General features: G+C 65.8%; 26 protein-coding genes and 1 riboswitch. Of the genes, 13 read left to right on the forward strand and 13 right to left on the reverse strand.

What is annotated here, in order from left to right:
* Positions 1 to 2: 2 nt before the first annotated feature.
* The 6 genes from ACN0WF_RS10065 to znuA all read right to left on the reverse strand — a co-directional run bounded on the left by ACN0WF_RS10065 (position 3) and on the right by znuA (position 5,944).
* Positions 3 to 950, reverse strand: coding sequence for an ABC transporter substrate-binding protein (locus ACN0WF_RS10065; protein ID WP_417772687.1), 948 nt, complete (start codon positions 948 to 950; stop codon positions 3 to 5).
* Positions 951 to 1,013: 63 nt separating this feature from the next.
* Entirely contained in the window at positions 1,014 to 1,841 is an 828-nt protein-coding gene (locus tag ACN0WF_RS10070) for an ABC transporter ATP-binding protein (RefSeq protein WP_417772688.1), read from the reverse strand.
* The gene (locus tag ACN0WF_RS10075) at positions 1,838 to 2,320 is read right to left on the reverse strand and encodes a DUF1636 family protein (protein WP_417772689.1); all 483 of its coding nucleotides are present in this window, start codon (positions 2,318 to 2,320) and stop codon (positions 1,838 to 1,840) included. The genes ACN0WF_RS10070 and ACN0WF_RS10075 overlap by 4 nt, the downstream gene beginning before the upstream one ends.
* 119 nt (positions 2,321 to 2,439) lie before the next feature.
* Positions 2,440 to 2,652: riboswitch (cobalamin riboswitch) on the reverse strand.
* A 52-nt stretch (positions 2,653 to 2,704) separates the two neighbouring features.
* Entirely contained in the window at positions 2,705 to 3,928 is a 1,224-nt protein-coding gene (locus ACN0WF_RS10080; RefSeq protein WP_417772690.1) for a GTP-binding protein, read from the reverse strand.
* A gap of 75 nt (positions 3,929 to 4,003) precedes the next feature.
* Positions 4,004 to 4,729: a DUF4198 domain-containing protein gene (locus ACN0WF_RS10085; RefSeq protein ID WP_417772691.1), complete on the reverse strand. Its 726-nt coding sequence runs from the start codon at positions 4,727 to 4,729 to the stop codon at positions 4,004 to 4,006.
* Positions 4,730 to 4,924: 195 nt separating this feature from the next.
* A complete protein-coding gene (znuA, locus tag ACN0WF_RS10090; protein WP_417772692.1) occupies positions 4,925 to 5,944 on the reverse strand; it encodes a zinc ABC transporter substrate-binding protein ZnuA in 1,020 nt (339 codons plus the stop codon).
* 284 nt (positions 5,945 to 6,228) lie between these two features.
* Here znuA and ACN0WF_RS10095 point away from each other — a divergent pair, with 284 nt between their 5' ends.
* The 3 genes from ACN0WF_RS10095 to ACN0WF_RS10105 are packed head-to-tail and all read left to right on the forward strand — an operon-like array spanning position 6,229 to position 8,403.
* Complete coding sequence (locus ACN0WF_RS10095) at positions 6,229 to 7,122, forward strand: ATP-binding cassette domain-containing protein (protein ID WP_417772693.1); 894 nt, start codon at positions 6,229 to 6,231, stop codon at positions 7,120 to 7,122.
* Positions 7,112 to 7,969, forward strand: a complete 858-nt coding sequence (locus ACN0WF_RS10100; RefSeq protein WP_417772694.1) for a metal ABC transporter permease — start codon at positions 7,112 to 7,114, stop codon at positions 7,967 to 7,969. Before ACN0WF_RS10095 ends, ACN0WF_RS10100 begins: the two co-directional genes overlap by 11 nt.
* Positions 7,966 to 8,403, forward strand: coding sequence for a transcriptional repressor (locus tag ACN0WF_RS10105; protein WP_417772695.1), 438 nt, complete (start codon positions 7,966 to 7,968; stop codon positions 8,401 to 8,403). Before ACN0WF_RS10100 ends, ACN0WF_RS10105 begins: the two co-directional genes overlap by 4 nt.
* Before the next feature lie 34 nt (positions 8,404 to 8,437).
* Here ACN0WF_RS10105 and ACN0WF_RS10110 read toward each other — a convergent pair whose 3' ends face one another.
* The 4 genes from ACN0WF_RS10110 to ACN0WF_RS10125 are packed head-to-tail and all read right to left on the reverse strand — an operon-like array spanning position 8,438 to position 12,415.
* Positions 8,438 to 9,283, reverse strand: a complete 846-nt coding sequence (locus ACN0WF_RS10110; protein WP_417772696.1) for a heme ABC transporter ATP-binding protein — start codon at positions 9,281 to 9,283, stop codon at positions 8,438 to 8,440.
* A gap of 2 nt (positions 9,284 to 9,285) precedes the next feature.
* A complete protein-coding gene (locus ACN0WF_RS10115; protein WP_417772697.1) occupies positions 9,286 to 10,395 on the reverse strand; it encodes a FecCD family ABC transporter permease in 1,110 nt (369 codons plus the stop codon).
* Between the two features lie 17 nt (positions 10,396 to 10,412).
* On the reverse strand, positions 10,413 to 11,327 hold the full coding sequence (locus ACN0WF_RS10120; protein ID WP_417772698.1) for a heme/hemin ABC transporter substrate-binding protein: 915 nt from the start codon (positions 11,325 to 11,327) through the stop codon (positions 10,413 to 10,415).
* Between the two features lie 14 nt (positions 11,328 to 11,341).
* A complete protein-coding gene (locus ACN0WF_RS10125) occupies positions 11,342 to 12,415 on the reverse strand; it encodes a hemin-degrading factor (RefSeq protein ID WP_417772699.1) in 1,074 nt (357 codons plus the stop codon).
* 385 nt (positions 12,416 to 12,800) lie between these two features.
* On the opposite strand from ACN0WF_RS10125, the gene ACN0WF_RS10130 reads away from it, so the two are divergent.
* From ACN0WF_RS10130 to ACN0WF_RS10155, 6 genes are read left to right on the forward strand one after another with little or no spacing between them, the layout of a single operon-like run.
* Complete coding sequence (locus ACN0WF_RS10130; protein ID WP_417772700.1) at positions 12,801 to 14,885, forward strand: TonB-dependent receptor domain-containing protein; 2,085 nt, start codon at positions 12,801 to 12,803, stop codon at positions 14,883 to 14,885.
* A 19-nt stretch (positions 14,886 to 14,904) separates the two neighbouring features.
* On the forward strand, positions 14,905 to 15,363 hold the full coding sequence (locus ACN0WF_RS10135) for a hypothetical protein (RefSeq protein ID WP_417772701.1): 459 nt from the start codon (positions 14,905 to 14,907) through the stop codon (positions 15,361 to 15,363).
* Between the two features lie 11 nt (positions 15,364 to 15,374).
* Entirely contained in the window at positions 15,375 to 16,091 is a 717-nt protein-coding gene (locus ACN0WF_RS10140; RefSeq protein WP_417772702.1) for a MotA/TolQ/ExbB proton channel family protein, read from the forward strand.
* On the forward strand, positions 16,081 to 16,464 hold the full coding sequence (locus tag ACN0WF_RS10145) for an ExbD/TolR family protein (RefSeq protein WP_417772703.1): 384 nt from the start codon (positions 16,081 to 16,083) through the stop codon (positions 16,462 to 16,464). Before ACN0WF_RS10140 ends, ACN0WF_RS10145 begins: the two co-directional genes overlap by 11 nt.
* Positions 16,465 to 16,467: 3 nt before the next feature.
* Positions 16,468 to 17,001, forward strand: coding sequence for an ExbD/TolR family protein (locus ACN0WF_RS10150; RefSeq protein WP_417772704.1), 534 nt, complete (start codon positions 16,468 to 16,470; stop codon positions 16,999 to 17,001).
* The gene (locus ACN0WF_RS10155) at positions 16,998 to 18,050 is read left to right on the forward strand and encodes a TonB family protein (protein WP_417772705.1); all 1,053 of its coding nucleotides are present in this window, start codon (positions 16,998 to 17,000) and stop codon (positions 18,048 to 18,050) included. The genes ACN0WF_RS10150 and ACN0WF_RS10155 overlap by 4 nt, the downstream gene beginning before the upstream one ends.
* Positions 18,051 to 18,111: 61 nt before the next feature.
* On the opposite strand, the gene ACN0WF_RS10160 is transcribed toward ACN0WF_RS10155, so the two are convergent.
* Positions 18,112 to 19,401, reverse strand: coding sequence for a DUF2254 domain-containing protein (locus tag ACN0WF_RS10160; protein ID WP_417772706.1), 1,290 nt, complete (start codon positions 19,399 to 19,401; stop codon positions 18,112 to 18,114).
* A gap of 277 nt (positions 19,402 to 19,678) precedes the next feature.
* On the opposite strand from ACN0WF_RS10160, the gene ACN0WF_RS10165 reads away from it, so the two are divergent.
* Together ACN0WF_RS10165 and ACN0WF_RS10170 are read left to right on the forward strand one after the other, a co-directional pair.
* The gene (locus ACN0WF_RS10165) at positions 19,679 to 20,566 is read left to right on the forward strand and encodes an extensin family protein (RefSeq protein ID WP_417772707.1); all 888 of its coding nucleotides are present in this window, start codon (positions 19,679 to 19,681) and stop codon (positions 20,564 to 20,566) included.
* 196 nt (positions 20,567 to 20,762) lie between these two features.
* The gene (locus tag ACN0WF_RS10170) at positions 20,763 to 21,050 is read left to right on the forward strand and encodes a hypothetical protein (protein ID WP_417772708.1); all 288 of its coding nucleotides are present in this window, start codon (positions 20,763 to 20,765) and stop codon (positions 21,048 to 21,050) included.
* Between the two features lie 15 nt (positions 21,051 to 21,065).
* Here the strand turns inward: ACN0WF_RS10170 and ACN0WF_RS10175 are convergent, their stop codons facing one another.
* Positions 21,066 to 21,632, reverse strand: coding sequence for a cupin domain-containing protein (locus ACN0WF_RS10175; protein WP_417772837.1), 567 nt, complete (start codon positions 21,630 to 21,632; stop codon positions 21,066 to 21,068).
* A 161-nt stretch (positions 21,633 to 21,793) separates the two neighbouring features.
* Here ACN0WF_RS10175 and ACN0WF_RS10180 point away from each other — a divergent pair, with 161 nt between their 5' ends.
* On the forward strand, positions 21,794 to 23,119 hold the full coding sequence (locus ACN0WF_RS10180; protein WP_417772838.1) for an aspartate aminotransferase family protein: 1,326 nt from the start codon (positions 21,794 to 21,796) through the stop codon (positions 23,117 to 23,119).
* A gap of 109 nt (positions 23,120 to 23,228) precedes the next feature.
* Here the strand turns inward: ACN0WF_RS10180 and ACN0WF_RS10185 are convergent, their stop codons facing one another.
* Positions 23,229 to 24,044: an N-acyl homoserine lactonase family protein gene (locus ACN0WF_RS10185; RefSeq protein WP_417772709.1), complete on the reverse strand. Its 816-nt coding sequence runs from the start codon at positions 24,042 to 24,044 to the stop codon at positions 23,229 to 23,231.
* A gap of 186 nt (positions 24,045 to 24,230) precedes the next feature.
* Here ACN0WF_RS10185 and ACN0WF_RS10190 point away from each other — a divergent pair, with 186 nt between their 5' ends.
* Positions 24,231 to 24,905, forward strand: a complete 675-nt coding sequence (locus ACN0WF_RS10190) for a GntR family transcriptional regulator (protein WP_417772710.1) — start codon at positions 24,231 to 24,233, stop codon at positions 24,903 to 24,905.
* The last annotated feature ends 113 nt before the right edge of the window (positions 24,906 to 25,018 follow it).

Consider the following 25,018-nt stretch of genomic DNA (forward strand, 5'->3'; position numbering starts at 1 on the left):
GCTCAGAAAGCGTCCGGATAAAGCGCGCGGGCGATTTTTTCCACGCCGTCGATATTGGCGGGACCGGGCGTCAGTTCCTCATAGCGCAAGGCGAGGGTGCGGTTGTCCTCGACCGCCTTGAGGTGGCTCATTACCGGGTGGGCGCGCAGGAAGGCCATGAGCTTTTCGGCTCCGCCGCTGTCCTGATAGTCGAGCAGGATGATGAAGTCCGGATCTGCGGCGGCCACCGCCTCCCAGGAGGTGGTGCCCCAGCTCGTCTCCATGTCGCCGGTGACATTGCTGCCGCCCGCCGCGGAGATCATCGCCGTCGGCATGGCGAACCGACCGGCGGTGAAAGGTTTGTCCTCACCGGAATCGTAGAGGAACACCGTCACTGGCGCGCGCCCGGCCACAACGGCCTGCACGGCGGCGACGCGCGCCTTCCAGCCCTCCACCAGCGCCTGCGCCTTGTCCTGGCGGTCGAAGATCTCGCCGAGCCGCAGGATGTCGCCATAAAGCAGATCGAGCGAGGCGGCGGGGCGGTTCTTGTCGACGTGGATGCAGCTTTCGGTGAGGATCAGCGTCTTGACGCCCTGGTCGGCGAGCGTCTCCGGCGTCACGTCGCCGCCGGGCTTCATGCCGTAGTACCAGCCGCCGAAGAAGACGTCTGCACCGGAGGCGACGATGTTTTCCAGCGAGGGATACTTCGGCGCGATCTCCGGTAGCTCGCCGCGTCTGGCTTCGAACTCGGGCGTCGTCTTGTACCAGCCGCTGATGCCGCTGACGCCTACCATGTGATCCTGAAGATCCAGTGCGAAGGCCATTTCGGAAATGTTGATGTCCTGCGTCACCATGCGCTCGGGCGTGGTCTCGAAGGTCAGCGGCTGGCCGCAGTTGTCGACGATGACAGGTGCGGCATGGGCGGTGCCGGCAAGCAGGAGCGCGGCAAGCGCGGCGGTGAGACGGATCATGAAAGGACCTTTCGGTGAAGGCAGGCGAGGTGATGGGAAGGTTGCGGCCGCGCCGGAGAGGGATCAGTCCGCGAGCGCGGGCACCGCTTCAGGCGTCGTCCGGCGGATCGGGATGTCGAGGGCGCACAGCATGCGGTCTTCGGAGGGGTGCGGAAGGCGGTGCATGTCGACCTCGAAGGTCGCACGCACCCGAGCGCTTGAGAGGACGTCTCGCGGGTGTCCGTAGGCCGTCAGCCGGCCTTCGTCGATCAGCGCGACGTGGCTGGCGAAATCCTCGATCAGCGTGAGATCGTGCAGCACGGCGATGACCGTGATGCCAAGGCGGGTGACCAGGCTGAGCAGGTCCCCGCGGGCCCGCGGGTCAAGATGATTGGTCGGCTCGTCGAGTACCAGAAGCCTTGGCTCCTGGCACACGGCGCGGGCGATCTTGGCCCGCTGCCGTTCGCCGCCGGAGAGGCTCCCCATGGTTCGCCGCGACAACCCCGTCAGGCCCGCCACGGCTAGAGCTTCGCCGAGGGCTGCCTGATGGGCGCGGGCGTCGAGTGCCCGGCGATGGGGCAGGCGGCCGAGCGCCACGTAGTCGGCGACGGAGAGGCGTCCATCCGGCTCCTCGCTCTGCCCGACGTAGGCGATGGCGCGGGCGCGCTCGTGGATCGGCACACGCGCAAGCGAACGCTTGCCCAGCAGGATCTCGCCGTCGCCGGCAGGTGCAAGACCCGCGATCATGCGCACCAGCGTGCTCTTGCCGGCTCCGTTCGGGCCGGCGATCACCAGGATCTCTCCTGCATGGACATGGAAGGAGACATCCTCGACGAGCCGTTGCCCGCGTGCGGTCGAATAGCCGACGCCGATGAGTTCCAGGGTGGTTTCCAGGCCGCTCTCGTGTGTCATTCAACGCTCTCCGCGTTTGCCATGGAAAGCGGGAAGGCGACGACGGGCGCGGGCAGGCGGGCCAGGGTCTTGCCCTTCAGAGCTTCCGGGCGCTGGAGCGAGGAACACCATCCGTCCGCCAACTCGAGGTATTGCCCGGCGAAAGTGGCAATCGCCGAGATTTCCTCGTCTGTCTCGATGCTGCCGAAGAGATAGCCCGCCTTGCCCGGCGCCTGGATGGCAATGGCGCAGGGGCGGCCGCAGCCGGCCATGCAGGCCGCACCAGTCACCGCCACGGATGGAGCCAGTCCCTGGTCGCGCAAGGCAGTGCAAAGGCGCTCGCTCACTGCCGGGCCGACACGCTCGCCGTAACGGGTGCTGCCGTCCTCGTCGACGGTGCGTGCCCGGCAGGTGGTGCAAACGATGACGACCGCGCCGGCCATGGCGGACGAGGCCGTGTCGTCAGCTCGCGTTTCGCAAGGGATCAGGTCGTGCGCCATCTACATCCTGCCGGTCGGAAAGACGGGGCAGGAGAAGAACGCAGGCGGTCTGATGGCGCACCTTCGGCGTGCGCGCTATCGGAATTGCCATGTCGCCCTCCCGGAACACCCCGTCCGGTCACTGGTGAAACCACGATGGCAGGTCTCCTGGCTCGCGGGTCATCGCCTTCCCCACCTTCCCGCCCGTCAGGGCAGTGGCAAACCGGGGTCGGCTTTCCGCTCACAGTTGCGGGGGCAGCCACGGTTTCGGTCCCTGCTGGGTACGCCTCACCGTGTTCCCTTTTCATGCCCTCGGAGATTCTCGTCGGGCAACCATCGCAGCTGAAACTGGCAGATCGGCCGGGGTGCTGCAACCGGCTTTCGTCGCCCTCTCGCCGCATCCCGCTAGTCTCCGCCGGCGTTCCAAAGGGGAAAGGGGTCGGCAAGGCCTGTCCAACGCTCCGGCTTGAAGGCGGTCGCCTCCACCAGGCAGGCGTCGAGATCGGCGCGAAGTCGGGCTTCGTCCATGTCGCTGACGCCGATGAAGACGATCTCCTGGCGTCGGTCGCCCCAGATCGGGTCGAAGAGAGGTCGCATCGCCTCGCGCCACTCCGGGTGTTCCGGCCAGTAGGAGGTCGGTACGGCGCTCCACCAAAGCCCGCGCTTCTCGGTTCGCACGATGCTGCCGGCCTGGCTGATCTCACCGACGAAACGCGGGCGCGTCGCCAGCCAGAAGAACCCCTTGGCGCGGATGACACCGGGCCAGGTGGTGTCGATGAACCGCTTGAAGCGTGTCGGGTCAAAGGGGCGGCGCGCCCGGTAGACGAACGACCGAACTCCGTATTCCTCGGTTTCGGGGATGTGGTCGGCGTAGCCGTTCATCTCCTTGAACCAGAGCGGATGCGTCTGCGCCCGCTCGAAGTCGAAACGGCCGGTGCCGAGAATGTCCCCGGCGGCGACTTCGGCGAAATCGGTCTCGATGACGTGGGCGTCGGCGTTGAGCGCGCGCACGATCTTGCGTGCGGCGGCGAGGTCGTCAGGGCTGGCCGAGGAGACCTTGTTGAGGACGATCGTATCGGCGAACTCGATCTGGTCGACGAGCAGGTCGACCAGCGTGCGCTCGTCCTCCTCGCCCAGGGATTCGCCCCTGTCTGTCAGGAAGTCGGTCGAGCCGTAGTCCTTCAGCAGGCTCGCTGCGTCGACCACGGTGACCATGGAATCGATCTGAGCCACGTCCTCGAGGCTGACATCGTCCTCGTCGCGGAAGGAGAAGGTCGCGGCGACGGGCAGGGGTTCTGAAATGCCGCTCGCCTCGATCAGCAGATGGTCGAAGCGATCTTCGCCGGCAAGCCGGAACACTTCCTTGAGAAGGTCCTCGCGAAGCGTGCAGCAGATGCAGCCGTTGGTCATCTCGACCAGCTTCTCTTCAACGCGGGACAGGTTTGCTCCACCTTCGCGGATCAGGCTGGCATCGACGTTGACCTCGCTCATGTCATTGACGATGACGGCGACGCGTAAACCTTCCCGATTGGAGAGGACGCGATTCAGGAGCGTGGTCTTTCCAGCGCCGAGAAAGCCGGAGAGAACCGTAACGGGAAGCTTCCCTTTCGGGTGCGGACGGGGAGGCATGGCTGGCTCGCTGTGTCTGATGGGCTGTTCTGCGGGGACGCCGAAAACTCGGCGCCCCCGCGTTTGCGTCATCCGTCAGTGGCTGTGACGGGAGAGGGTGAAGGAGAAGGTGGTGAAGTGATTGATGGTGTCGGCCTTGGCCGGGTCGTCGGTCGGGGCCTTGTAGGAGGCGGCGATGACGTTCAGGCCTGAGTTGCGTACGGTGATACGCGCCTTGCCCTCAGCATCGGTGCGCACCGGGCTCGCTTCGCTGTCGGTCGTGTATTCGGCGGTGACGGGCACGTCTGCGACCGGAACGCCGTCGGCAAGAACCTTGATCTCGAGCGTGTCGCCGGCATGCAGATGAAGAGGGTCGGCTAGCGGCACGATCTCCAGCGGCAGACCCTGCGGGCGGGGAGCGCCTCCCGGCTCGCCGACAAGCGAGACCGCGTGCTTGAAGTTGCGGCCGGCAGTCCGGGCGTCGGTGACTTCGTCCTTCGCCTTGTTTACCCAGCTGCCATCCTGGCGCTCGGTCCAATAGCCGTTGTCCATCGTCGCGCTGACGTAGACGGTGCTGTCCGGCAGGCTGAAGGTGACATGATCCTTGGCCTTGCGAACATCCGGCACCACCGCCTTGCCGTCGCCGGTGGCTGCGGCAAGGCTCGTGAGCTTCGCCGGGTCATAGGCCTCGTCCGAGGCACCGTGACCGTAGACGATGGCCTGATCGCCGTGGCGCTGGGCGATCCAGATGCCATGGGCTGAGGCCGAGGCAAGCGAGGCCAGGAAAAGCGCGGCGGCGGTTGAGGTGCGAAGCAGTCGCATGAATGCGTCCTTTATGTGATAACATAACATATTTGGATGATGAAAACCCGCGCCACAACACGCCGCCGGGAGCCGGCAGCGAGACGGAGACGGGTTCGGCGGGCAAGGTCGCGCAACGCCAGGCGGTGTCGCTGCGACGGTGCGGGGAGAATGCCGGCGCGCAAGCAGTGGGCGTTGCGCGCCGGCGTGGTCAGGTCAGTCGTTCGCCGAGAGGCAGTCGGCGAGCGAGGTGGCAAGCGCCTTCAGCAGCTCGGGGTACTGATCGGGACCGGCGGGAATGTCCGCACCGAGCGGATCCAGCACGCCGCTGCGCGCCTTCGTGCCCTCGATGACGACGGAAACCAGCTTCGGCTCGAACTGCGGTTCGGCGAAGACGCAGGTGGCGCCGAGATCGGAGATCTTGGCGCGGATCTGCTTCACCCGGTCCGCCCCGGGCATGACCTCGGGGCTCACGGTGATGGAGCCGGCGGCGTGGAGGTCGAAACGCTTTTCGAAGTACTGGTAGGCGTCATGAAAGACCACATAGCCCTTGTCCCGGATGGGGGCGACGATGTTGGCGATCTCGGCCTTTTCCGTATCGAGCCGTCCCTCGAGGCGGGCAAGGTTGGCCGCATAGGCATCGGCGTTGTCGGGATCGGCCTGCGACAGCGTCGCCGAGATGGCGCGGGCCATCGCCTTGGCGTTCTCCGGATCGAGCCAGACATGCGGGTCGACCTCCCCGTGGCCGTGCTCATGGGAATGGTCGTGCGCGGCCTCGTGCTTGTGGTCATGGCCGTCGCCATGATCGTGGGCGTGGCCTTCCTCGCCGTGATCATGCTCGCCGTGGTCATGGGCCTCGAAGGCTCCTCCCTCGCGCGGGGGGAGTTCGACAACGCCCTCGACCTCTCCAAGCTCGACGGAGCGGGCGCGCGCGCCGACGGTCTCGATCGGCTTTTCCAGGAAGGCCTCGAGATCGTGGCCGATCCAGAAGATCACGTCCGCCTTCTCGAGAGAGGTGGCCTGGGACGGCTTGAGCGTGGCGGTGTGCGGCGAACTGGCGCCCTCGAGAAGCAGCGTCGGCTCGGCGACCCCCTGCATGACCGATGCCACCAGCGAATGGACCGGCTTGATTGACGCCACCACCGAAAGGTCGGCGGAAATGGCGAGTGTGCTGGTCGACATGAGCAGGGCGGCGGAGAGCAGGGACGTGCGAAGCAGGCGGGGCGGTGTTTTCATCGGGCAGTCCTGTGTTTGGTTCCAGGCGCGGCGACTGCGCGTCTTGGCTAGAACCGGCCGGCAAGCGGCCGGGTGGCGGGGAGGCTCGCCGGAAGCGGCGGGCGGATCCGGCGTCGGGAGGGGCGGCTCCGCCCGGGCTTCTCCCGCTGCCGGGTTCCTGGTGAGGGATGTTATAATATCACATTGTTGCGTTACGGTATAACGTGTGCGATAAGCTCGGGCAACAGGTTTTTTCGACAGATGCTCCGGCAAGTGTGCCGGGCCTTGTGATTGCGGGACATGAAATGGCGGAAAACGGATCGGGCGAAGCTCCGGCGCTGGTTTCTCTGGCCGGCGCGGGCGTTCGTGCCGGCAACCGCTGGCTTGTGCGCGGCGTCGATCTTGCCGTCAGACGTGGTGAGATCGTCACGCTGATCGGGCCGAACGGCTCGGGCAAGTCGACCACGGCGCGCATGGCGCTGGGGCTCCTGCCACCGAGCGAGGGGCGCTCCGAGCGCATGGCCGGTCTTCGGGTCGGCTATGTGCCGCAGAAGGTCTCCATCGACTGGACGCTGCCGCTCGATGTCGAGCGGTTCATGCGTCTGACGGGACCCGTGGCGCGCGAGGAGGCGGAACGCGCGCTGGCCGCCACCGGCGTTTCCCATTTGCGCCACGCGGAGGTGCGCGAGCTGTCCGGCGGCGAGTTTCAGCGGGTTCTTCTTGCCCGCGCGATCTCGCGAAAGCCGGACCTGCTGGTGCTCGACGAGCCGGTCCAGGGCGTCGACTTTTCTGGCGAAAGCGCAATCTATGACCTGATTTCGCAAGTCCGCGACGAACTGGGCTGCGGTGTGCTGCTGATTTCCCATGATCTCCATGTGGTCATGGCGGCGACCGATCATGTGATCTGCCTGAACGGCCATGTCTGTTGCCAGGGCGCGCCGACGGCGGTCGCCTCGAGCCCCGCCTATCAGCGGCTCTTCGGTGCCCGTGCAAGCTCGACGCTGGCGGTCTATGAGCATCGCCACGACCACACGCATCTCCCCGACGGTCGCGTGCGCCATGCGGACGGTTCGATCTCCGAGGATTGCCACCCGAACGACGGCCATCACGGGCACCACGACCAAGGCGGGGCTCACGATCATTCCCGCCCTCATGTGCAGGAAACCGCAGGCGAGACGGAGACCGGCCATGCTCGATGACTTCTTCACCAGGGCGCTTGTCGCCGGCCTCGGCGTGGCGGCGGTTACAGGTCCGCTCGGTTGCTTCGTGGTCTGGCGCAGGCTGGCCTATTTCGGCGACACGCTGTCCCACGCGGCGCTGCTCGGCGTTGCCATCGCCTTTTTGCTGGAAATCAACGTCACGCTCGCGGTCTTCGTCGTCGCGACGCTGGTGGCGTTGCTGCTGCTTCTCCTGCAGCGGCGCGCGACGCTCTCTTCCGATGCGCTTCTGGGGCTGCTCGCCCACTCGTCGCTTGCCATCGGTCTGGTGGCGCTCGGCTTCATGAGCTGGGTGCGGATCGACCTGATGGGATTCCTCTTCGGCGATATCCTGGCGGTGTCGAAGTTCGACATCCTCGTCGTTTATGTCGGCGGGGTTGCAGTTCTTGCGGTTCTGGCCGCGATCTGGACGCCGCTTTTTGCCGCGACAGTCAACCGCGACCTGGCCGAAGCAGAGGGACTGCGGCCAGACCGGGCCAATCTCATCTTCATGTTGCTCATGGCGACCGTCATCGCCATCTCCATGAAGATTGTCGGCGTGCTTCTCATCACGGCAATGCTGATCATCCCGGCGGCGACCGCGCGACGCATCGCCTTCGGGCCGGAGCAGATGGCCGTCGTCGCCGCTCTTGCCGGAATGGCGGCGGTCGCCGGCGGGCTCTTCGCCTCGCTGGAGTGGGACACGCCCTCGGGACCGTCGATTGTCGTCGCCGCGCTCGTGCTCTTCGTGCTCGCCATGTCGCCGGCCGCCGGTGTTCTCACGCGGCTGGCACGGGGCGCGCGCCCGACGCGCGGCGCGGCGCCGCAACAGGAAAGGCCGGAGCGATGAGCGCTCATCATGACCATCACCACGCCCCGACGGAGGGGCTCACCCGCAACCAGGCGCTGGTGATGCGCGCCCTGTCGCAAGCCAGGGCGCCGCTCACCGCCTACACGATCCTGGATGAATTGCGCGCCGAGGGTTTCCGCGCGCCGCCGCAGGTTTACCGGGCGCTTGAAAAGCTCGTCGAGATCGGCATGGTGCACCGGCTCGAGAGCCTCAATGCCTTTGTCGCCTGCCGTCACCCGGACTGCGACGGGCACGAAACGGTCGCCTTTGCCATCTGCGACGACTGCGGCCAGGTGGCGGAACTGAGCGACGACCGGCTCGCTGGCCACCTGAAGGCGATTGCCGGCGAGACCGGGTTTATCCTGCGCAAGTCCATGGTGGAACTGCGGGGGCGCTGCGCCGATTGCGCCCGCGCCGCTGCGGCGCCAGCCTGAACCAAGAACGCTGGAGCGTTGGTGGGGAGCGGGTTCAGCCCTTCGCGACCGCGCGCGGCGTTTCCGCCGCCGCTGCCCCGCCTGTCTGCGGAAGAATAAAGGGCATGCCCGGCGCGGGCACCGCGCCGACCCTCAAGGGATGGTCGAAGACCTTTGAAACCAGCCCGTCTGTAATCACTTCCCGGGTGCTTCCGTCGGCAAGCAGGCGGCCCGCCTTCATCGCCAGCACCTGATCGGCATAAAGCGCCGTGAGATTGAGGTCGTGCAGCACCGCGACAACACCGCCGCCGCGACGTGCGAACCCGGCGGCGATGTCCATGATCAGGATCTGGTGACGGATGTCGAGGCTCGACACCGGCTCGTCCAGAAACAGCCAGCGCGGGCCTTCTTCGGTGACCGGCTCCCAGACCTGGCACAGAACGCGGGCAAGCTGCACGCGCTGCTGCTCGCCGCCCGACAGGCTATGGTAGGGGCGCGGGGCAAAGCCGTCGAGATCCACCTTCTCCAACGCTTCCAGAACCCGTTCCCGGATATGGGCGCGGCTGGTGCGCAGGCGCAGGATGCCCAGACGCACCACCTCGGCGACGGTGAGCGGGAACGCAAGCGTCGTGTGCTGGGCAAGGACGCCGCGCTGGCGCGCCATTTCCTCCGGCGACAGATCGCTCGTTGGGCGACCGTTCATCATCACCTGTCCGCCAGCCGAAAGCTCGCCGGTGACGGCGCGCAGCAGCGAGCTCTTGCCGGAGCCGTTGGGGCCGATGATCACCGCGAGCTGGCCGGCGCGTGCGCGGAAGCTGACCCCGTCGACGACCTTGTGCGTGCCGTAGCGCACATCGAGGTCACGGATGTCGAGGCTCTCGAGGGGGAGGGGCGTTGTCATGTTCATGCCTGGGTCAGTCCCTTGCGTCCGAGAAGGATCCACAGGAAGACGGGTGCGCCGGCGATCGCCGTGACAATGCCGATGGGCAGTTCCGCCGGCGAGACGATGGTACGGCTCACCGTGTCGGCAAGGATCAAAAGGCTTGCGCCGAGCAGCGCGGATGCCGGCAGCAGATGGCGATGATCGGGCCCGATGCTCAGCCGCAGCAGGTGGGGCACCACAATGCCGACGAACCCGATGCCGCCACTGACCGCGACCGAGGCGCCGGTGGCTGCGGCGACAGCGACGATGCAGACGATTTTCAGCCGCTGCACCCTGACGCCGAGATGTCCGGCGGCGGCTTCCCCGAGCACGAGGCCGTTGAGGCCGTTGGCGAAGACAGGGATAGTCAGGAGAACGATGCCGATGATCGGCGCAACGGCGGCGAGCTTTTGCCAGGTGGAGCCGGCCAGCGAGCCGAGCAGCCAGAAATTCAGGTCGCGAAGCTGCTGGTCGTCGGCGACATAGACGAGAAGCCCGGTTGCCGCGCCCGCGAGGGCTGCCAGCGCGATGCCGGCCAGAAGCATGGTGGCGACAGACGTGAAGCCGCCGCGCGTGCCGATGCGGTAGAGAACGAAGGTCGTCAGGAGACCTCCGAAGAAGGCAGCGAGCGGCAGTGCGTAGATGCCGAGCAGCAGGTACAGCGGGGCCAGGGCGGTGCCGCCGAGCACGATCATCGACGCGGCGCCGAGGCCCGCGCCGGCGGACACGCCGACAATGCCGGGATCGGCGAGCGGGTTGCGGAAGAGCCCCTGCATCATTGCGCCCGAGACGGCAAGCGCCGCGCCGACGAGCGCCCCCAGCAGCACGCGCGGCAGGCGAACCTGCCAGAGGATGACGCTGTCGCGCAGGGCATCGGCCGCTTCCGCGCTGGCGTTGCCGAAGAGTGCGCCGATCTCCCGGGACAGGTCGATATCGAGCGGGCCGATGGCAAGCGAGAACCCTGCCACCAGAACAAGGAACACCGCGAGACAGGCAATCGCGAGCCGGGCGAGCGGCTCGCGATTGCCGAAGCGCGCCTCGGCCAGCACGCCGGAGCGTGCTGGCCGGGTTGGCAGGGTGCTGATGGCCATGACCGGCGTGTGCTCCCTCAAAGGCCGTCGGCGGCAAGCTTTGCCGAAAGGTCGCGCACGGCCTTGGCGGTGCGCGGTCCGAAGCCCAGAAGGTAGAGGCCGTCCATGCGCACCAGCCGCTTGTCGCGTCCGGCCGGGGTCTGAGCCAATGCCGGATTGGCGAAGACGGCTTCCGGTGCGACCGCATGGCCCTCGCCGCGATCGATCATCAGGATCGCGTCGGGCGCTGCGGCGATGATCGCCTCGTCGGAGATCTGCTTGTAGCCCGAAAAGCCCTCGATGGCGTTTGTCAGCCCGGCAAGCCGGAGCACGCCGGCGGCCGCCGTGCCTTCGCCGGAGGCAAGCACCCGGCCGCCCTGCAGCGACAGCACGAAGATAACCTTCGTCTTGCGGTCGAGCGCGTGCGCCTCGGCAACGGCTGCGTCCAGGTCGCCGGCAACCTCGTCGGCAAGGCTCGCGGCCTTGTCCTGCACGCCAAGCGCGCCGCCGACTGCGACGATCTTGTCAAGGATTGCCTGGCGGTCGTAGCCCTCGTGCACGCTCACCATGGACACGCCGGCCGCCTTCAGCACGTCAAGCGCCTGCGGCGGGCCGCTGCCGTCGATGGCAAGGATCCCGTCGGGCTTCACCGAGAGCACGCCCTCGGGAGAGAGCGCGCGCATGTATCCTACATCCGGGAGGTCGAGCGCCTCGGCGGGAAAGGAGCTGGTGGTGTCGCGCGCCACCAGCCGCTCGCCTTCGCCGAGCGCATAGACGATCTCGGTTACATCGCCGCCGATGGAAACGATCTTCTCCGCCTTGGCGAGCTCATCGGCCGCCAAGGCCGGCGACAGGGCGGCAAGACCGACCAGTACGGCGCCGAAAGCCGCACGGGCAATCCCCGACGCCAGGACGGGGGATGCGGTGCGCGTGCGCGTATGTGTCTTTTCCATGATCTTCGTCCGCCTCACGCCGGCTCGAGCGCGGGCTGGCTGGAGGCGGCGCGCGGCAGTCCCTCGACCAGACCGCGCCAGTCCACGAGTTCGTCGAGCCCTTCCTTGCGCTTCCCGAAGAACTGGATGATCAGATCGCCGTTGGCGTCATAGGCCTCGACCGAGGTCACATGGCCGGCTTCGCACGGCTTGCGCACGGCCCAGACCTCGACGATGTGATCGGTGCGCAGATGCAGGTGAAAGCCCGGGTCCATCACGTTGATCCAGGGGCCCATGGTGGCGATCTTGCTCACCGGGCCCGTGTGGATCTGGATGCAGCCCTTGCTGCCGACGAAACACATGATCGGCAGGCCGCTTTGCGAGGCGCGCTCCATCATCGCCGTCACCGCATCGGCCTCCAGCTTCCACGCCAGCTCATCGCCCGCCATGCCGAGCGCGTCGAGGCGATGCAGCTTCATGTCGCGCAGCAGGCCGAAGAAGTCGTGCGTGTCGTTCATTGCCTGCCAGCGGGTGCGCAGCTCGGGCGCGCGCGCCGGATCGGCCGGCACGCGCTCGTGCACTTCGCGCGGGGTCACATCCTCGAGCAGGCCCGGGTCCTGGTCGACGGCGATCAGGCTCTCGACCAGCGCATCCCAGGCGGCCATGTCGGTCGCGTCGCGGGTGTGGATCTTGTGAACGGCGTCGCCATGGGCGTCGAAGAACTGCAGGCTCTTCTTCACCGACCCGTCGTCCTGCGGCTTCTCGACCGCGAACCCGTGCTTCCAGACCGAGGGGAACATGCGCATGTCGATGTCTTCGCCGAGCATCATCGCGGCGCCTTTGCCGGGGATGAACTTGTCGTAGACGCCCGGCTTCTCGTGCACGGCGCTTTCGTTGCGGGTCAGCGCCAGAACCTCGCCGACCTCGGCCAGTCCCTTGAAGATGTCATCGAAGCGCACGTCGACGCGGCGAACGCCGTGTCCGCAGAAGGCGGCGATGAATTCGGCCTCGCTGAGCTCGAGCATGTGAGCGAGATCGCGCTCGCGCATCTTCGGGTTTTCCGAACGCATGTGGCGAACGTGGGCGAAATCCGTGGCTTCTCTTCTCATAGGTCACCTTTTCGGGAACGGATGGCGAGCACGGGACCGGGGCTTGCGCAGGCGCATCCCATGTCTGGCTGTCTCGGCACATGCCGGTTCGGACCTATGCTGGCATCCCTTTGGCCGGTCGCGTGGCACGCTGTGGCGAAAGGGAGTCGCTGGCTGGCTTCGGGGGCCGAACGCTTTGTGGACAAGATCGGCAACGCGATCTGTTACTTGACTGAATAACTCATGTTTTGTATCGAGTTCAATACCTGAGTTGAGTGCTCAAGAATTATCAACAATCGAACAGCAAGCAAGCAAGCGCCAGCTAGCCGTCGAATCAGTGTGTGTGTGAGGGCGTGAAATGGGGCTGGCTAGCTCGCGAGAATTGAATATTCGGGCACGGCATCGCGTGCTGCTGTGCAGTGGCGTGGCGCTCGGTGTGCTGATGACGGCCTCGACGGCCATGGCGCAGAGCGCCGATGGCGCGCCGGCGGGGGCTAAGGCGTCGAAGCGTGACGAGGCCACCAGGCTCGAGCGCATCGTCGTCGGCGCGGGGATCGAGAAGGTGGCCATCGACACGCCGCAGGCGGTCACCGTTCTCGACCAGGAGGCGATCGACGCCGAACAGCCGATGACCATCGGCGAGATCTTCCAGCAGGTGCCGGGCGTGACCGTCGTCGGGTCGGATCGAATCGGCGGCCAGTCCTTCAATATTCGCGGCATTGGTGACTTGTCCTCGGCGGACGAGTCCAAGATCATCGTCACTGTCGATGGGGCGCCCAAGTTCTACGAACAGTACCGTATGGGCTCTTTCTTCTCCGACCCGGAGCTCTACAAGCGCGTTGAGGTCCTGCGCGGCCCGGCGTCTTCGACGCTCTACGGATCCGGCGCGCTCGGTGGCGTCATCAACTTCACGACCAAGGATGCGTCGGATTTCATCAAGGATGGTGAAACCGGCGCGGTTCGTCTGAAGACGATGTATGATTCCAACAAGGCCGGTGCGCTTGCCTCGATCACCGCGGCGCTTGCCTTCTCCGAGCAGACCGAGATGCTGCTCAACGGCAACTTCCGCCGCGCCGACAACTACGACGCCGGCGGCGGTGTCGAGGTGACGGGTTCGGAGTTCTCCTCCTTCTCGGGCCTTGCCAAGCTGACGCACCGCTTTGGCCAGGACAACGAGCAGGTGCTGCGCGTCTCCTACGAGCGCTGGCAGAGTGACGGCGACAACACCGAATACTCGCAGACGGGCACGTTCCCCGTGTTCGGCACGATCGACCGGGACATCACGGACCAGACCTTCGTGGTCTCCTACGAGAATCCGGCGAGCGACACCCCCTGGCTTGACTTGAACGTCAATTTCTCGATCTCCGACACGCAGGTGTGGCAGGGCAATTCAAGCTCCTTCATTCCCAGCCCGCTGTTCCAGGATGGCGACTACGGATATCGGACCTATTCCGCCAGGGCCGACAACACGATCGAGCACCTTGGAGAGAACTTCACCAACCACTTCACGTTCGGCGCGCAGACGAGCTACCAGGAGCGCACGGCCGAGACGACGTCGGGCGCGATCAGCTTTCATCCGGAAGGCACCGACACGAAGTTCGGTGTCTTTTTCCAGAACGAGTTCACCTGGAACGACCGGCTGACGATCATCCCGGGCGCGCGCGTCGATTTCATCACGTTGGAACCTGACTCCTCCGTCGCCGGCGCGTCCACCCGTCACGAGACGGCTTTCTCGCCCAAGCTTGCGGTCATGTACAAGGTGACGGAGGCGTTCTCGCTGTTCGGCTCCGTCGCTCACACGGAGCGCGTTCCCACGCTTGACGAGCTGTTCTCGACCAATCCGCCCGACGGCACCTACCCGGGAGGCCGGGGAATGAGCCTTGGCCTGCAGAAGGAAAAGTCGAACGCGGCCGAAATCGGCTTCTCGATGTCCGCCTATGACCTGGTGCGTGACGGCGACAGCGTTCAGCTCAAGACCACGGCGTTTTACAACGACCTGCGCGACATGATCGTGCCGAACCCGAATACGGGTCTGGCGACGCCGGTGTCCTACTACCAGAACGTCACCCATGCCGAGATCTATGGCATCGAGGTGGAGGCAGCCTATGACGCCGACTATGCCTTCGCCAACTTCGGCTACAGCCATGTTCACGGCGAGAACAAGTCGACTGGCGCGACGCTGAACACCATTCCGGCCGATACCCTGACGGTGACCCTCGGCGGCAAGCTGCCGCAATACGACCTGTCCTTCGGCTGGCGCGGTCTTTTCGCCGGGTCGATGTCGACGGGCGCGACCACGGGCCCCTTCGCCGGATACGCGGTGCACAACCTCTTCGCCGACTGGAAGCCTGATGACGGCGCTCTGGCCGGGCTCGAGTTCCGCGCCTCGGTCGATAACCTCTTCGACAAGCACTATCGCAACAATCTGGCCGGCGACGACGGCAAGGGGCGGACGTTCAAGCTGACCCTTGCCAAGACGATCGGCTGGTAACGCCAAGCGGGAGCGGACAATGGGACGACGGATCGAAATCATGGTGGCGGCGGCTCTGACCGCCTCCGCCATCTGGGCGGGGCAGGCCCGAGCCGGGGAGGCCGAGGCGAAGCCGGCGGAGGAAAAATCCGCTTCCGAGCTGCGCATCGAGCTCAACAAGCTGGCCGACACCGGTGCCGGCGGCTGCCGTTTGACATTCGTCGTCTCCAACGCCACCGGCGGGGATATCCCGCAACCGCGCTACGAGTTCGTGCTCTTCGACGCGGACGGGCTCGTGGAGCGGCTGACCACCTTCGACTTCGGTGCACTCGAGGCCAGCAAGACCTCGGTGCGCCAGTTCGATCTCGCCGGCATCGGATGCGCCCGCCTCGGGCGCATCCTCGTCAACGGTCCGTCCCAGTGTGGTGAGGGCGCGGCGGCGCATTGCAGCGCCACCCTTGCCCTTTCGAGCCGGTCCGCCATTCCCCTCGTTCAGTAGGAAGCGCTCCCATGTCCTTCGCCGACATTCTCGCTCAAATCGTCGGTTTCCTCGAGCTTGGCGGCCCGGTTGTCGCGATCATCGGGGCGCTGTCCGTCGTGGCACTGGCGATCATTCTGATCAAGCTGGTCCAGTTCGCGCTCGAGGGCGTCGGTCGCCGCCGGCGCGCCGAGCGGGCCGTCTACCTCTGGGTGCATGGCCGGCGCGCCGAGGCGCGTCAGCTTGTTTCCGACGCGCGCGGCCCCACCGGCGCGTCTGTGGCCGTCGCGATGGCCACGGCCGAGCGGGCGAACACCGACAAGTCCCTTGCCGAAGACGAAGTGGGGCGCATCGCCGCAATCCGGCTGCACCGGCTGGGCCGTGGCCTGCGTCCGCTCGACACCATCGCCCAGATCGCGCCTCTGCTCGGCCTCTTCGGCACCGTGCTCGGCATGATCGAGGCGTTCCAGAAACTTCAGGGTGCCGGCAATGCCGTCGATCCCTCGCTGCTCGCCGGCGGTATCTGGGTCGCGCTGATGACAACGGCGGCTGGCCTCGCGCTCGCCATGCCGGTCTCCATCGTCGTCACCTTTTTCGAAGGCATGATCGACAACGAGCGCATGGCCATCGAGAGCCTGTCCTCGGCCGTGCTCATCGATAGCGCGCTGAATGCGGGAGACCTGCGCGAAGCCGCGTTCGACGCCGGCGACACGGTCAGCCCGGTGAAGCGGCTCGTCCATGCGCATTGACCTGCCGCGACCGAGCCGGCGGCGGCTTTCGCTCACGTCGCTCATCGATGTGATCTTTCTGCTGCTGCTGTTCTTCATGCTGTCCTCGACCTTCACCCGGTTCGCCAGCGTCGAGATCGCTGCGCCGGGCGGTGGCGGGGGCACCGCGCCGCGCCCGAAGATCTTCGCGACCGTCGACGCGGAAGGGCTCGCCATCAACGGCGAGCGCTTCGCCGACGCTGAGGCCGTGCGCGCCAAGATCGAGCAACTTGCCGAAAGCGGTGCGGACACCGCGCTGCTGGTTCCAAAGGAGGGCGCGCGCGCCCAGGATCTGGTCACCGCCCTGGAGCGCCTTCGGGCGGGCGACCGGCTCAAGGTCGTTGTTGCGAGGTAGGACATGATCCGTCTTCCAAGGCCCGCTGTGAAACGCCAGGCCGAGAGCACGATCTCGCTGATCAACGTTGTGTTCCTGATGCTGATCTTCTTCCTGATCGCCGGCCAGCTTTCGCCTCCGGTCGATCCTGAGGTCGACCTCGTCGAAACCGAGGACGCGCCGCCGCTTCCTCCGCCGGACGCGCTTTTCGTCGATGCGCAGGGGGCGCTGCGCTATCGCGGCGCCGTCATCACCGCCGAGGCCTATCTGGCCGAACTGGCCAGCGAGGGTGCGGCAGAACTGCCGCCGCTTCCTGCCGACACGGCGGAGGCGCAAGCCGCGACGCCCGCCGGACCGCCGGTTCTCCTGGCGGCCGACCGGGAGCTGGATGCCAGTGTGCTGCTGGAGACGGTCGACACGATTTATCGGGCGGGTGCCTCGAAGGTTTCGCTCGTCACCATGGGCGAGACGCCAGAAGCGGCAGGTGACCTGCCGGCCGACACGCCGGAGGGCACCGCGAACGCAACCCCGGATGCGGGGGTGGGAGCTGATCAATGAGGCTTAGGAGCTATCATATCGCCGGTGCGCTGGTGCTGTCGCTTGCCGCCCATGCTGGTGCCGTTGGGTGGTTTACCTCTGGCGAGGAGCCGACGCTGCTGGCCGGCGGCGGACCGGTTGTCTCGGCCGAACTCGGCCAGGTCTTCGTCGACGCGATCCAGGCCGGCAACATGGACGAGGGCGAGGAGGTCGGCGAGGTCAAGCCCGAGGAAGTGCAGCCCGTCGATGCGCCCGAGGCCGACAAGGCGAGGGAGGAGTCGACCGCGCTGGTCGAGTCGCTTGAGCCGGAAGCTTCGGACCCGACGCTGGCGCCGGAGGTCGAGGAGGCGACCGAGGTTTCCGCGGCCCGACCGGTGCAGGAGGCCACCGTGGCCGATCAGGTGCCCGCCGACATGGCCGTGCCCGAACTCACCGCGTCTGTTCCCGCCGAGATTGCCTATGCGGATGCGACGGTCAGCGAGCCGGTGAGCGAAGTCACGGAGGCGGTGCAGGCGGCCCCCGCCGAAGTCGCCGAGACCGCACCGACGGAAACTGTCGAGGCAGCGGTTGTCGAGGCGGCGCCGACGCCGCGCGGCCGGCCCAAGGATCTCAAGATCGCCGAGGTCAAACGCGAGGCCCCGGCTCGCAAGGCGAAGGAAGTCAAGCGACGCAAGGAAAAGCCGGCGCGCGCCCGCAAGGCCGGCGGACAGAAGGGGGCCGGCGGTCAGTCGAACGCCACGGCAAGCCGGGGGGGCGCATCGCGGACCGGCAGGACCAGCGAGATGGGCAACGCCGACGTCTCCAACTATCGCGGCCTCGTCCAGCGCAAGCTGGAGCGCGCGCGCCGTCGCAGCCGCGATGCCGGCAACCGCCGGGGAACGGTGACTGTCTACTTTGTCGTACAGACGTCGGGTTCGGTGTCGGCGATATCGATCCGCAGTAGCTCCGGCGATCCGGTTCTGGACCGGGTGGCGGTCAAGATGGTGCAGAAGGCTGCCCCTTTCCCGCCGATCCCGGCTGGTGCGGGACGTCGTACCTGGCCCTTCACCGTGCCGATTGCCTACAACTGATCGCACGGGAGCGACACCGAACGAAGACGCCGCCGGGAGATACCTGGCGGCGTCCTGCGTTTCAGTGGCGACCGCGCGCGGCGTGAATCGATCGCCGGGCGCGTCGGATCAACTCGGCGATGGCGGTGCGATCTTCGCGCGTATCGACGGATCTGCAGGCTCCGGATGCGATCAGCAGGAGGTGCTCGGCCAGGATCGGCGCGTGATGGCGCCGCGTCACCAGCGCCATGCGCCCGACCGCATCGACGAGACGCATGGTGACCATGACGTTGCCGCGCGTGACGCGACGCAGGGGGTGCAACGCCGTGCCGACCATGTCTTTCACCTCCAGGAGCTCAACCCAGACGCGCGGCTTTCCGTCGCTGTCGCAGATCAGCGAGGACGGCACGCCGCGCTGCAGGATGAGGGCGAGCGAGGCTGAAAGCTGGTCGATGGAACTGATCGCCGTATAAGAATCGTTGATGCCGGGAGAAAGCGCCCTGAGCGCGATCTCGAGGGTCAGATGGATGGCGAACTGCATGTCGCCGTCCGGAGTGCGGGCATCCTCGATCCGCACGGCTCTGCGCACGCGGTCGCCCTCGATCTCGCCATAGACATAGGCGATCGGCTGGCCCTGGATGACAAAATGCCCGGGCACCGCCACAATGCGGATGAAACCGTCCTTGGCGGAGGCTTCGCTGAGAAGCGGGGCGGTCCCGATAGCCGTGATGTAGCCGGAGCGGGCCGCCGGCACGGGAGCCCCGTCTTCTTTCGGAAGCGCTTCCCTATCGTCGGGTTCCTCGCGGGGTTCGTCCGACAGGAGCCGTTCGATTGTCGAACGCAGTTTGCGTTGCGTACGGGCGATCTCGTTGTCGACCATGACCCGACGTGCCGTGTCGTGAACGAAATAGACAAGCCAGAAGAAGCTTACGGTCGCCAGCACGATAGCGGTTGCCACCGCGAAGCGCGGAACGTCGTCATCGCCGACGATGTAGAGGACGATGAGCGCGTGCAGGAACGTCGCCCCGAGCAGGCCGATGGTCGTCTGGTTTACGCGGTTGTCGGTGAATGTCTCAAGAAGGCGCGGTCCGATGTTGCCGGCGGCCAGGGTGAAGACCACCAGGGTCAGCGAATAGACGAGGCTGAGCACCGTCATCATGGCGCCGGCAATGGTGCTGAGCACTGACCGGGCGCCATCGGCGCTGATGTTCAGGAAGGCGACGTAGTCGAACAGGCTGGTGGCGATGCTGCTGCGGTCGACCGCGACCGTGGCAACCGCCAGAAGCACGCCCAGAACGGCCAGCAGTCCCGGCAGGAAGAAGAAACCGCGCACCAGAACGTGTATGCGTGCCGTGAAAGCGTTGAAGTACACAATACCCCCTTTGCCGGGAAGAGCACGCAAGCGGGCTCTTCCTCCATGTGTCCCGTCTGCGGTGCACGGGCTTTGCGCAAGAGGATATACGCAAGCGCGCGCCTGTCCATCGCGTCGCCTTGCCATTGCTGCAAGGGCGCGCGAGGTTCCGAGTGCGCGCGATTGCAGGTGCTCGCGGAACAATACGACGGCGTCAGGCGTTTCCTTCAGGCGGGGCAAAGGAATGAGCAGAGCGGGCGCGCATCGGCGGTACGCTGAAATAGGAGCGGCGAGAGGAATGACTGAACGCAGGACGCGGTGCGAAGATCACGGCGGATATGGCGGCGCGATTGCCTCTCGCGCGCGGCTGCTTGTGGGCTTGTCTGCCCCATGGAGTGGATTGCTTGCTCTGGCGCTGGTCGCCGGCTGCCTGTCCGTCCTGCCGGCGGAGGCTGCCGATACGCCGCACCCGCGTGACAAGCCAGCGGAAGACGCAGTCGACAATCCTCCCGCTCTGCCCGAACCGGCTCCGGCGGAGAAACCCGCTGGAAAGCCCGCGGAAAAGCCCAGGGACAAGCCTTTGCCGCTCGGCTCCGCGGCTCCGACACCCGAGCCGGCCCCGGAAGCGGAGGCTACGAAGCCTGAAGCCGCCTCCTCATGTCTTGGCGACCTGAGGGCAAGGGGGGCCAAGGTCGTCGCCCGCCCGGATGCGGTGACACAGGCGCGCTGTGGCGTCGAGGAGCCGGTGGAGCTTTCCTCGATGGGAGCGGTGCTGTTCGATCCGGCGCCGATCCTTGCCTGCGACACGGCGCGAAAGGTTGCGGATTTCGTATCCGGAACCTTGTCGGAACTCGCCAGCAAGCACTACGGGACAGGCATCTCAACGATCCGCGTTGCTGGTGCGTATGAGTGTCGCGGGCGCAACCGGCAGCCGGGCGCCCGGCTCTCCGAGCATGCCTTTGGCCGGGCCCTCGACATGCGCGGAGTGACGCTGGCGGATGGTGGCAATTTTTCGGTGCTCCCGCGTGCGGACAAGGACATGACGGTTGACGCAAGGTTCCAGCGCGCCGTGCGCAAGGCGGCCTGCGGCCCGTTCACGACGGTTCTTGGGCCGGGAAGCGATGCCTATCACGACGACCACATGCACTTCGACACCAAGCCGAGGCGGAGCCCTTACTGCCGCTGATCCGGATGTGTCCCCCCGTAAGTGCGGGGAAACGCGTACATATTGTCGCAGTGGCGGGCGGTCGCATGGGATTGGATGCGCGTCCACGTCAAAGTTGGTTCCGCGCCCCAGGAGGGCTGGCCTGATTTCGCCTGAAGGGCGAACCGGCTGGTTGGGGCGCACGAACGCAACCAACGCAACGGACGGACAATCCAATATGACGACCCCTGCCAGTGCCGCGGCCGCGACGCCCGCGCCGGGTGGAGCAATCCGCCTTCTCGAATACGTTCCCGTCTTCGGCTTCTTTCTGAGGAGCGCCCGTCTGGGTGGTGAGATGGAGCGTTGGGCGTTCGCCGCCAACATCTTCGCCTTGTGGCTGATCGCCGTGTTCACATTCGGCTACCCGGTTCTCATTGTCACGGTTCTGGGCGCGGCCTGGCTCTATCTGCTGATGCTGGTGGTTCTTACCTCGCAGGGCCTTTGGTCCCGACGCGACGAGGAGTGATCCTGTCCGCCTGTCTCAGAACGTCGGCGGCGTGCAGGCGCTGACGACGACGCAAGGGGCCGGGCCGACAGCGCGAAAGCGATGCGGGCTTGTGCTTGCGAAGAGATAGGCATCTCCCGGGCCAAGGATCTTGCGTGTCTCGCCGACGGTGACCTCCAGCCTGCCGCTGATGACGACGCCGCCCTCTTCGCCGGCATGGGTTAGCATGACGCGACCCGTGTCGGCGCCCGGCTGGTAGGTTTCATGCAGGATCTGCAAGCTGCGGGCGAAAAGCGCGCCGCCGACCTGGCGGTAGGAAATTCCACCCTTGCCGATTTCGGTCAGTTCTTCGGCGGCGAAGAACACCTGCTCTTCCGGTTCGGGCTCATACGCGAAGAACTCGGCTATCCCGATGGGCACGCCGTCGAGCACCCGCTTCAGCGCGCTGACCGACGGGTTCATGCGCCCCGATTCGATCAGCGAGATCGTCGCGTTGGTCACGCCCGCCTTGCGCGCCAGCGCCCGTTGCGAGAGCCCGCGCGCAAGGCGGATGGCCTTGAGCTTCGGCCCGAGGGTGCGCACGAACCCGTCTTCGTCCGTCATTGCCGGCATTTGTCGATTTTCCTGTTCACGATCCTGAACGTTTGCGGCTCGTACCAAGTTATATCAATATGTTGCGCGAGAGAAGAAACAGGCTGTTTCCCGATCTCTTTGCGTGTTCATTGGTGGCAGGGGAATTTTCTGGAGGATCGATCATGGATCACATGTCTGCCGACGCCGGCCACAACCGCCCGCTCGACGCCTACTGGATGCCGTTCACGTCGAACCGGCGCTTCAAGGCCTCTCCCAAGCTCCTCGCCGAGGCGAAGGGCATGTACTACAAGGCCGCCGACGGTCGCGAGATCCTCGACGGCACCGCCGGCCTTTGGTGCTGCAACGCCGGCCACGGCCGACAGGAGATCGCTGACGCGGTCCACAAGCAGCTCATGACGATGGATTATGCGCCGTCGTTCCAGATCGGCCATCCGATCGCCTTCGAGTTCGCCGAGCGCCTGACGCATCTGGCGCCGGGCGGCTACGACCATGTCTTCTTCACCGGGTCGGGCTCGGAGTCGGCCGATACCGCGCTGAAGATCGCGCTTGCCTACCACCGCGCCCGTGGCGAAGGCACGCGCACCCGGCTGATCGGCCGCGAGCGCGGCTACCATGGCGTCGGCTTCGGCGGCACTTCGGTTGGCGGCATCGTCGGCAACAGGCGTCAGTTCGGCACGCTGCTGGGCGGCGTCGACCACATCTGCCACACCCACGATCCGGCGCGGAACGCCTTCTCCGTCGGCCAGCCGGAATACGGCGCCGAATTCGCCGATGACCTGGAGAAGCTCGTCACGCTGCATGGCGCTGACACGATCGCCGCCGTGATCGTGGAGCCGGTTGCCGGCTCCACCGGAGTTCTGCTGCCGCCGAAGGGCTATTTGGAGCGCCTGCGCGCAATCTGCGACCGCCACGGCATCCTGCTCATCTTCGATGAGGTCATCACCGGTTTCGGCCGCCTCGGCGCACCGTTCGCAGTGGACCGTTTCGGTGTTCGTCCGGACATCTTCACGACGGCGAAGGGGCTGACCAACGGCGTCCTGCCGATGGGCGCGGTCTTCACGCAGGGCCACGTCCACGATGCGCTGATGCAGGGTGACGAGGCGGCCATCGAGCTTGCCCATGGCTACACCTATTCGGGGCATCCGGTCGCCTGCGCCGCCGGCATGGCCGTTCTCGACATCTACGAGCGCGAGGGGCTTCTCACACGCGGTTCCGAGCTTGAGGAGACCTGGGCGAAGGCGATGCACGCGCTTCGTGGCAAGCCGAATGTGGTCGACATCCGCACCATCGGCCTTGTCGCCGGTGTCGAGCTTTCGGCTCGTGACAACAAGCCCGGTGCGCGTGGCTATGATGTCTTCACCCGCTGCTTCGACGAGGGTGTGATGGTTCGCTTCACCGGCGACACCATTGCCATGTCGCCGCCGCTGATCGTCGAGCCGGGGCAGATCGCCCGCATGGCCGAGACGCTTGCCGACGTGCTCGACCGGGTCGACTGATCCCGTCTGGCCGGGACTGAACGACAGAGCCCCGCGCGGTCCGTACCGCGCGGGGCTTTTGCATGCTTCTGGCGACCTGCCGACCCTGGGCGGTGACGACGGGGAGGGCTCAGGCCCCGCGTTTGCGGACAATCACGGCGTCTTCCCAGTCCGGTTCCACGCGCGGATAGAGCGTCACGACATCTGGATCGTGGCCGGGGAGGATCTCCGCTCCTTCGTCCATCATCTCGCGCAGCACGCGGTATCCCTCGACTGTCTCGAGGTAGTTGCTGAACATCGGGAAGATCTCGTCGGTTTGCAGGTATTTTCTGAGATGCACGGCGTCGGAGGCGATCACGAGTGGTGCATCACCGTCGACGACCAGGATCTGAAGTCCTTTCGAATGTCCACCGACGTGTTTTGCCTGAAGCCCCGGGAACAACCGGTAGTCGCCATCGTGGAATCGCACCCTGTCGCGATAGACCAACTCGACGGCAGTCGTGACATCCGCGACGGCAAAGGGTTTTCGCATGCGTGCGTGACACATGCAGCGCCCCGTTGCGTAGCTCATCTCGGAATCTTGAAGATGAATGGTGGCGTTCGGGAAATATTTCAGGTTTCCTGCGTGATCGTAATGCAGGTGAGTTATGAAAATGTCGGTAATGTCCGCTGCGGCAACGCCGATTCTGGCGAGCGCGTCGACGGGATGGATCTGCATGACACGGCCACGGCTTTCGCCCTCGACCCGGTCGAATCCGGTGTCGACCAGCACCGTCCGCTCGCCGTTGCGGCAGAGCCAGACGAAATAGTCGAGCTGGTGTTCGCACTCGTGTGGATCAGGGTCGAGAAGGGCGTGGCTGGCGGGAAGCTTCTTGGATGCGTAGCGCAGGGCGATGACCTCCCAGTCAGCGGACCTGGGCGAATTCTTCTGATCTGACAGGGTCATATGGGTTCAGCCTGTGTTCGTCCCGGAAGTCGTGCTAAGACATGACACATGTGCAGTTTGTCTGACAATGCGATAAATCAGACAAAATACGAAATGACATCCGAGTGGGTCCCGCCGGTGGGTTATGCCGGTGAGGGGCGGGGATGCACGGGGCGCGTGCCTCGAGACGAAGGAGTTGAGCAGTTCATGGACAAGCCGGTGCTGAAAATTTCCAAGCAACGCGCCACGATTCGGCATCTGGTTGAGGAAAAGCTGCGGGAATTGATCTCGCTCGGTCATTTCCGGCCGGGGGACCGGCTGGTTGAACGCGAGCTTTGCGAGATGTTCGATGTCGGACGCACCTCGGTTCGCGAAGCGCTGCGCCAGCTTGAGGCGGAGGGCCTGATCCAGACGGAGCCGCATCGCGGTCCCTTCGTCAGCAAGGTGACCTACGAGGAGGCGCAGCAGCTCTACACCTTCCGGGCCCTGCTTGAGGGGTTCTGCGGGGCTGAATTCGCAATCCATGGCACGGACGAGGAGCACCGCCGCTTGCAGGAGGCCTGCGACGCCTTTGCCCGCGCGGCAAAGGACAAGGCCGACACGGCGGAACTGGTCGCGCGAAAGACGGAATTCTATCGCTGCCTGATCCAGGGCGCGCGAAACACATTCGTGGAAAGCGTTCTGACCTCGCTGCACAACCGGGTGACCCTCCTGCGCTCGACAACCATGACACAGCCGGATCGGTTGCCGAAGAGTGTGCAGGAGATCCGTGAGGTGACGGCGGCAATCTGTGCGCGCGACGCCGATGCGGCGCGCCTTGCAAGCGTCCGCCATGTCGATGAGAGCAGCAAGGTCGCCCTTCATATCCTGAGCAAGCGATAGCCGCCACGACGCCGCTCCGGCGGGGTGGTTCTGTCCGCGAGACAGATTTTCAGCTTGCAAGTTTGTCAGACAATCTGCTAGCCATCCCTTGCACGCGGCCGTCGTGGCTGCTC

Origin of the sequence: Stappia sp. (genome assembly GCF_048268045.1) — a bacterium.
Classification (GTDB): Bacteria; Pseudomonadota; Alphaproteobacteria; order Rhizobiales; family Stappiaceae; genus Stappia.

What these genes read in the sequence shown, in the direction of transcription:
- ACN0WF_RS10180 (WP_417772838.1), top strand. Translation starts at nt 21,794, where the DNA reads ATGTCTGCCGACGCCGGCCACAACCGCCCGCTCGACGCCTACTGGATG.
- ACN0WF_RS10175 (WP_417772837.1), bottom strand. Translation starts at nt 21,632, where the DNA reads ATGACGGACGAAGACGGGTTCGTGCGCACCCTCGGGCCGAAGCTCAAG.
- ACN0WF_RS10135 (WP_417772701.1), top strand. Translation starts at nt 14,905, where the DNA reads ATGGGACGACGGATCGAAATCATGGTGGCGGCGGCTCTGACCGCCTCC.
- ACN0WF_RS10115 (WP_417772697.1), bottom strand. Translation starts at nt 10,395, where the DNA reads ATGGCCATCAGCACCCTGCCAACCCGGCCAGCACGCTCCGGCGTGCTG.
- ACN0WF_RS10095 (WP_417772693.1), top strand. Translation starts at nt 6,229, where the DNA reads ATGGCGGAAAACGGATCGGGCGAAGCTCCGGCGCTGGTTTCTCTGGCC.
- ACN0WF_RS10150 (WP_417772704.1), top strand. Translation starts at nt 16,468, where the DNA reads ATGATCCGTCTTCCAAGGCCCGCTGTGAAACGCCAGGCCGAGAGCACG.
- ACN0WF_RS10190 (WP_417772710.1), top strand. Translation starts at nt 24,231, where the DNA reads ATGGACAAGCCGGTGCTGAAAATTTCCAAGCAACGCGCCACGATTCGG.
- ACN0WF_RS10075 (WP_417772689.1), bottom strand. Translation starts at nt 2,320, where the DNA reads ATGGCGCACGACCTGATCCCTTGCGAAACGCGAGCTGACGACACGGCC.
- ACN0WF_RS10185 (WP_417772709.1), bottom strand. Translation starts at nt 24,044, where the DNA reads ATGACCCTGTCAGATCAGAAGAATTCGCCCAGGTCCGCTGACTGGGAG.
- ACN0WF_RS10085 (WP_417772691.1), bottom strand. Translation starts at nt 4,729, where the DNA reads ATGCGACTGCTTCGCACCTCAACCGCCGCCGCGCTTTTCCTGGCCTCG.
- ACN0WF_RS10145 (WP_417772703.1), top strand. Translation starts at nt 16,081, where the DNA reads ATGCGCATTGACCTGCCGCGACCGAGCCGGCGGCGGCTTTCGCTCACG.
- ACN0WF_RS10100 (WP_417772694.1), top strand. Translation starts at nt 7,112, where the DNA reads ATGCTCGATGACTTCTTCACCAGGGCGCTTGTCGCCGGCCTCGGCGTG.
- znuA (WP_417772692.1), bottom strand. Translation starts at nt 5,944, where the DNA reads ATGAAAACACCGCCCCGCCTGCTTCGCACGTCCCTGCTCTCCGCCGCC.
- ACN0WF_RS10155 (WP_417772705.1), top strand. Translation starts at nt 16,998, where the DNA reads ATGAGGCTTAGGAGCTATCATATCGCCGGTGCGCTGGTGCTGTCGCTT.
- ACN0WF_RS10080 (WP_417772690.1), bottom strand. Translation starts at nt 3,928, where the DNA reads ATGCCTCCCCGTCCGCACCCGAAAGGGAAGCTTCCCGTTACGGTTCTC.
- ACN0WF_RS10065 (WP_417772687.1), bottom strand. Translation starts at nt 950, where the DNA reads ATGATCCGTCTCACCGCCGCGCTTGCCGCGCTCCTGCTTGCCGGCACC.
- ACN0WF_RS10165 (WP_417772707.1), top strand. Translation starts at nt 19,679, where the DNA reads ATGACTGAACGCAGGACGCGGTGCGAAGATCACGGCGGATATGGCGGC.
- ACN0WF_RS10110 (WP_417772696.1), bottom strand. Translation starts at nt 9,283, where the DNA reads ATGACAACGCCCCTCCCCCTCGAGAGCCTCGACATCCGTGACCTCGAT.
- ACN0WF_RS10170 (WP_417772708.1), top strand. Translation starts at nt 20,763, where the DNA reads ATGACGACCCCTGCCAGTGCCGCGGCCGCGACGCCCGCGCCGGGTGGA.
- ACN0WF_RS10125 (WP_417772699.1), bottom strand. Translation starts at nt 12,415, where the DNA reads ATGAGAAGAGAAGCCACGGATTTCGCCCACGTTCGCCACATGCGTTCG.
- ACN0WF_RS10070 (WP_417772688.1), bottom strand. Translation starts at nt 1,841, where the DNA reads ATGACACACGAGAGCGGCCTGGAAACCACCCTGGAACTCATCGGCGTC.
- ACN0WF_RS10120 (WP_417772698.1), bottom strand. Translation starts at nt 11,327, where the DNA reads ATGGAAAAGACACATACGCGCACGCGCACCGCATCCCCCGTCCTGGCG.
- ACN0WF_RS10105 (WP_417772695.1), top strand. Translation starts at nt 7,966, where the DNA reads ATGAGCGCTCATCATGACCATCACCACGCCCCGACGGAGGGGCTCACC.
- ACN0WF_RS10140 (WP_417772702.1), top strand. Translation starts at nt 15,375, where the DNA reads ATGTCCTTCGCCGACATTCTCGCTCAAATCGTCGGTTTCCTCGAGCTT.